Annotated in this window: 4 protein-coding genes; 3 read left to right on the forward strand and 1 reads right to left on the reverse strand. The window is 64.7% G+C overall.

What is annotated here, in order from left to right; translation table 11 throughout:
• Positions 1-78 precede the first annotated feature (78 nt).
• Positions 79-1,572 (forward strand): GGDEF domain-containing protein, encoded by a 1,494-nt coding sequence (locus ACZXDY_RS24610; RefSeq protein ID WP_464347272.1) that lies wholly within the window; start codon positions 79-81, stop codon positions 1,570-1,572.
• Between the two features lie 172 nt (positions 1,573-1,744).
• Here the strand turns inward: ACZXDY_RS24610 and ACZXDY_RS24615 are convergent, their stop codons facing one another.
• The gene (locus tag ACZXDY_RS24615) at positions 1,745-2,626 is read right to left on the reverse strand and encodes a UTP--glucose-1-phosphate uridylyltransferase (RefSeq protein WP_464347273.1); all 882 of its coding nucleotides are present in this window, start codon (positions 2,624-2,626) and stop codon (positions 1,745-1,747) included.
• 242 nt (positions 2,627-2,868) lie between these two features.
• On the opposite strand from ACZXDY_RS24615, the gene ACZXDY_RS24620 reads away from it, so the two are divergent.
• Both ACZXDY_RS24620 and ACZXDY_RS24625 read left to right on the forward strand, forming a co-directional pair.
• Entirely contained in the window at positions 2,869-4,203 is a 1,335-nt protein-coding gene (locus tag ACZXDY_RS24620; protein ID WP_464347274.1) for a lytic murein transglycosylase, read from the forward strand.
• Positions 4,204-4,350: 147 nt separating this feature from the next.
• Positions 4,351-6,018, forward strand: a complete 1,668-nt coding sequence (locus ACZXDY_RS24625; RefSeq protein ID WP_464347275.1) for an SGNH/GDSL hydrolase family protein — start codon at positions 4,351-4,353, stop codon at positions 6,016-6,018.
• Positions 6,019-6,132 lie beyond the last annotated feature (114 nt).

Below are 6,132 nucleotides of genomic sequence, written 5' to 3' on the forward strand. Positions count from 1 at the left end.
AACCCATTCGCGGTTCGCTGTCGCCGTTTAAGGCGGCAACAATGTTTCCGGTGCATGAAGGGTGGCCCGGGACCAAACATGCCAAACGAACGGCGACAACAAGCAAAGCGGCACTGGCGGCTATCGACGAAGCTCCTGATCGCTTCCTCGGTCGCGACCGTGATCGGCTTTTCCACCATCTGCACCAGCGTCATGCTCGACATGCGCCGCGGCGAGGAGGAGCTGGCACGGCAGACGCTGGAAAATCTCGCCGCCGGCATCGACGCCGATATCAGCCGCAACATCGAACTGTACGACCTCTCGCTGCGCGCGGTCGCCGGCGCCATGGTGATGCCGGAGATCAAGGAAGTCAGCAATGAGGTCCGGCACCTGATCCTGTTCGACCACGCCGCCACCGCAAAGCACTTTGGCGCGATCCAGGTCTTCGACAGCACGGGGCAATTGGTAGACGATGCATCGACGCTCGATCCCCTGATCGAGAACCGCAGCGACGAAGAATATTTCCACATCCATCGCGACCAGCCCTACACAGGCCTCTACATCTCAAAGCCGATGCTCCACCGCGGCGCCTACGCGATCGTGCTGAGCCGGCGCATCAGCGGCGAAGACGGAAGTTTTCTCGGCGTCGTCGCGGGCTCGATCCGCTTCAGCTATTTCCACGAACTGTTCGGACGGCTGACGCTTGCCCCCGGCGACACCATCACCGTGCTGCGTCGCGACCGCACGATCATTATGCGCACGCCGTTCGATCTCGATGTCATCGGCACCAACCTGGCGGAGCGGCGCAACTGGACTCCAGACAACCTGAAGAACAACGGCTCCTATGCCGGTGCCGGCCCGATCGACCAGACCCCGCGGCTCTATGTTCGCCGCAGCGGAAACGGCCCGCTGTTTACCGTGGTCGGAAAGCCGCTGGACGGCGTCTTCAGCCTGTGGCGCAAGGAGGCGACCCGGATCGGCGCCATCATGGCGGCACTGGTCCTGTTCGTGCTCGGCACCACGCTGTTTCTGGCGCGCGAGATCGGCCGCCGCGCCGAGGCCGAGGAGAAGCTCGAGGAGCTCGCGACCACCGACGCGCTGACCGGTTTGCGAAACCGGCGCAAGTTCGATGCCGATATCGATACGGAATGGCGCCGCGCCGGCCGGCATGAGACGCCGCTCGCCCTGCTCATCATCGACGCCGACCATTTCAAGGCCTTCAACGATACCTATGGTCACCAGGCCGGCGACCAGGTGCTGGTTGGCATCGCGATCTGCATCTCGGATTCGGTCCGGCGCGCCGGCGATTGCACGGCACGCCTGGGCGGCGAGGAATTCGCCGTGCTGCTGCCCGGCCAGAGCGCCGTGGAAGCGTTCGGCGTGGCGGAGATGATCCGCCGCAAGGTCGAACAATGGTGTGACGGAGAGACCATCACCACCGTCAGCATCGGCGTCGCGAGCCTGACGCCTCTGGCCGGCCAGAACTGGACCGATCTGGTGGAAGCCGCCGACCGGGCGCTCTACGCCGCCAAGGCCAATGGCCGCAACCAGAGTGTGGTCGCAAGTCTGCAGACAATGTCGCTCGTGGCCTAAGCCACCACAGCCGTCATGCCCCGCCACCGGGTCTCGCCTTCAGCGAGCCCGATGACAGGCTCCGGCGGGGCATCTAGTACGCGTTGGCTTCAGAGATCGATCACCAGCATCGCCGGATACTGGATCATCCGCCTGCGCGCGGATGATGACAGCGCGAGCGAACTCCTCGCCGTCACTTCTCCAGATACTTCTTCATCTCCGCCAGCAGGCCGTCGCGCAGTTCGGGGCGGCGCAGGCCATAGGCGAGGTTGGCGCGCAGGAAGCCGGCCTTGGAACCGCAATCGTGCCGCTCGCCTTCGAACTCCACGCCATAGAATTTCTGCGTCTTCGCCAGGCCGATCATGGCGTCGGTGAGCTGGATCTCGCCGCCGGCGCCGCGCTCCTGCGTCGCCAGGATCTCGAAGATCTCCGGCTGCAGAATATAGCGGCCGGTGATCGAGAGGTTGGAGGGCGCCGTGCCCTTCGGCGGCTTCTCCACCATGCCGTTGATCTCGAACATGGTGGGATGGGCATGACGCGGGCCGACGCCGCAGATGCCGTATTGGTGGGTGAGATGGTCGGGCACCTCCTCGACCGCGATCAGGTTCGACTTCTCGCCGAGCTTGCCCGCGGCCTCGATCATCTGGGCGAGGCAGCCCGGCGTGTTCAGCACCAGCTCGTCCGGCAGCACCACCGCGAAAGGTTCATTGCCGATAATGTCGCGGGCGCACCATACCGCGTGGCCGAGCCCGTGCGGCGCCTGCTGCCGGGTGAAGCTGACGGCACCTGCTTCGGGCTGATACTGCGCCAGGACATCCAACTCCGCCTTCTTGCCCCGCGCGACCAGCGTGCTGTCGAGCTCGAACATCCGGTCGAAATGGTCCTCGATGGTGGCCTTGTTGCGGCCGGTCACGAAGACGAAATGCTCGATCCCGGCCTCCTTCGCCTCGTCATACACGTATTGGATGAGCGGCTTGTCGACGATGGTCAGCATTTCCTTCGGCATTGCCTTGGTGGCGGGCAGGACACGGGTACCGAGACCAGCGACGGGGAAGACGGCTTTACGGATTTTCATGGGAATGTCGGGCGCCTTGAAATGTGTGAGACAGGTATCGCACCTTGCTATCCGGTTTGCAGCCGGGAACAAAGGCGGATGTGTGATGCCGCGTCGCTTTTGTCGTTGTGACCGATCAAAACAAAATCTCGCCTTTGTTAAGCTGTTGGAAACCGTCACAAGGCCTTCTGAACCAATCGTTGGAACGGGCAGATCGAGCCATGCGGCGGACGGGAACAGCGACCAGGAGCCGAACCAGCGCGATGATAATCGCGGCGGTTCTGCTTGTTTCCAATCAGGCCTTGGCCCAGTCCCAGGGTGGGCTCGCGGATCTGTTCGGCAACCTCTTCTCGGGACCCAACCCCTCACCACCGCCCGCGGCCGCCACTGGCGATAGCTCTGCTCCGCCATGGAGCGGCGAGGACGGCGCTTCGGGTCACCCATTGATGACGGCGGCCGCGATCCGGCAGGCGGCGGCCAATTTCGACAATTGTGTCGCCTCGATGTGGCCCGATGCGGCGCGACGCAACGTCACACGCGAGAATTTCGAGCGCTTCACCGCCGGACTCACGCCCGACCTGCGCATCATGGATCTCTTGGATTCGCAGCCCGAATTCACCAAGGCGATCTGGGACTATCTCGACATCCTCGTGAACGACAACCGTCTCGCCAAGGGCCGCGAGATCCTCGCCAAATACAAGGTGCAATTCGACGCCGCGGAAAAAGCCTACGGCGTCGACCGCTACGCGGTCGCGGCGATCTGGGGCATCGAATCCAATTATTCGACCCAGATGGGCGACCGCAGCGTGGTGCAATCGACCGCCACCCTTGCCTGCATCGGCCGCCGGCAGGCCTACTTCAAGGATGAATTTCTCTCGGCGCTGGAAATCCTCAATCGCGGCGATCTGCGCCCTGAACAGCTCCGCGGCTCCTGGGCCGGCGCGTTCGGTCCGACGCAATTCATGCCGACCGCTTTCAAGCGTTACGCGGTCGATGGTGACGGCGACGGCAGGCGCGATGTCGTCGACAACCCGGCCGACCTGATCGCCTCAACCGCCAACAACCTGAAAAAGGACGGCTGGCAGACCGGGCAGAGCTGGGGTTACGAAGTCGTGGTTCCCAAGGACTTCAACTACATGATGGCCGACCGTGCCAAGGCGATGACGCTCGCGCAATGGCAGCAGCTTGGACTGCGGCGCGCCAACAACCAGCCGTTCCCGCGCTCGACCGACAAGGCCTATCTGCTCGCCCCCGCCGGCGCCGAAGGTCCGGGCTTTTTGATGATGCAGAATTTCCGGGTGATCATGAAGTACAACCCGGCGGAGGCCTATGCGCTGGCGATCGGCCATTTCGCCGACCGCCTGCGCGGCGGGCCGCCCTTCGTGCAGCCCTGGCCACGCCAGGAACGGGTGCTGTCGCGGGCCGAACGGCTGGAACTGCAACAACTGCTCGCCCAGCGCGGCTTTTACCGCGGCACGCCGGACGGCCAGATCGGCGGCCAGACCAGGGAAGCGCTGCGCGGTTTCCAGGCCTCGATCGGCACGCCCGCCGACGGATTTGCCACTTCCGACATGCTGGAGCGCCTGAGAGGGCGATAAGACCCCAAAAATTACCCAAATACCGCTATTTGGCCGCCGCCTTGACGACCTGGGCGGATGCCCGATCCATGCTGGAAAATATGCCCGCTTGAGGCCCGATTCCGGTAGTATGGCGTTGTCCTCAAAATCCATTTCGACCGAGCTTTGATGCCGAAGCCAAAGTCCTTCCTGCGCATGTTCACCGAGAGCGGCCCGCTGGTCGCGCTCGCGGTTGCGATCGCGCTGCTGGTCGGGATCGCCGGCCCCGCCTCGGCGCAGTTCTTCGGCTTTCCGGGCTTTGGCGGTCCACCGCAGCGCTCGGCGCCGCGCAACAATGGCGGCGGCTGGTTCGGCGGGGATTTCTTCGCTCCCTTCCAGCATGCGCCGCCGCAGCAACAACAGCAGCAACAGGCGCCGCGTCAGGATTTTTCGCGAGCGCCACCGCCGGCGAAGCGCGACACGGCGCCGGAGCGCAACGTGCTGGTGCTTGGCGATGCCATGGCAGACTGGCTCGCCTATGGCCTCGAGGACACCTATTCCGAACAGCCCGACATGGGCGTGATCCGCAAGCACAAGACCGTGTCCGGCCTGATCAAATACCAGCCCAAGGGCGAGCCCTCCGATTGGGCCGCCGCCGCGCGGAGCATCCTCGCCACCGAAAAAGCGGATGCGATCGTGGTTATACTCGGTCTCAATGACCGCGTTTCGATCCGCGAGCCTGTCGTCGACAAGAAGGACGACAAGAAAACCGAGAAGAAGGACGCCAAGCCTTCGGATGGCGCCGCCAAGCCGGACGACAAGCCGGTCGATGCCGAATTATCACCCGAGGATGCCGCCGACGCGCCGCAGGCCGCGGCGCCCGAGCGCAGCGCGCGTTCGGCAAACGGCGTCTATGAATTCCGCGACGAACGCTGGGTCGAGCTCTACAACAAGAAGATCGATGAACTGATCGGCGTGCTGAAGAGCAAGGGCGTGCCGGTGTTGTGGGTCGGCCTGCCGGCGATCCGCGGCCAGAAGGGAACGTCGGACATGCTGTTCCTGGATTCGCTGTACCGGGACAGCGCGGCCAAGGCCGGCATCACCTACGTCGATGTCTGGGATGGCTTCGTCGACGAGGCCGGTCGTTTCATGCAGAAGGGCCCGGATTTCGAAGGCCAGATTCGCCAGCTCCGCACCTCGGACGGCGTCTTCTTCACCAAGGCCGGCGCGCGCAAGCTGGCGCACTATGTGGACCGCGAAGTGACGCGGCTGCTCGCCCGCTCCACACCGATCGCGCTGCCGACCGAGCCGGCGACGCCTGACGCCAGTGCTACGCCCGGCCAGCCTGCGCGGCCATTGGCGGGACCAATTGTGCCGCTGGTCGCCTCCTCCGTCGGCACCGATCAGTTGCTCGGCGGCCCCGGCTCGCGTCCAGCCGCGGTCGATCCGCTCACGGCACGAACCCTGGTGAAGGGCGAGCCGCTCGCGCCACCCGCCGGCCGCGCCGACGATTTTGCCTGGCCGCGCCGCGAAATCGGTCGCGAGCAGGCCAAGGGAGAAACGCCGGTTGCCGCGACCACCCCCGAGGGGGCGGGCGCCGGAACGGCGCCCGCAGCGACGGCGGCAGCTCCCGCACCGCCAAAGCCGGCAGCGCAGAAGCGTGTGTTCCGGCCGGCCCAGCCCAATCCGCCGCCTGCCTCGACCTTTGGCGATTTCTTCGGCTTCGGCTCGCCGCCTGCCACCGGGCCACGTCAGCAGACACCGCCGCCGCGGCCGCCGGCCTCGATCGTTCCACGTCCACCGGCGGATGTCGGACGATCCGCGGAAGCGCCGTTCGGCAATTTCATGAGATGGTGACGGCAGTCTTCCGAAGACCCGGCGCCCTGGAACGACGGCTAGAGCGTGTTGTTTTTTAGCGGAATCGGGATTCCCAATTGGAGGAATTTCTGATTCAAACTCCATGCTGGGGCC

The organism is Bradyrhizobium sp. LeoB3 (assembly GCF_055456055.1).

Bases quoted from the DNA above. Each gene is read 5' to 3' on its own strand.
- ACZXDY_RS24610 (WP_464347272.1), top strand. From the start codon at position 79: ATGCCAAACGAACGGCGACAACAAGCAAAGCGGCACTGGCGGCTATCG.
- ACZXDY_RS24615 (WP_464347273.1), bottom strand. From the start codon at position 2,626: ATGAAAATCCGTAAAGCCGTCTTCCCCGTCGCTGGTCTCGGTACCCGT.
- ACZXDY_RS24620 (WP_464347274.1), top strand. From the start codon at position 2,869: ATGATAATCGCGGCGGTTCTGCTTGTTTCCAATCAGGCCTTGGCCCAG.
- ACZXDY_RS24625 (WP_464347275.1), top strand. From the start codon at position 4,351: ATGCCGAAGCCAAAGTCCTTCCTGCGCATGTTCACCGAGAGCGGCCCG.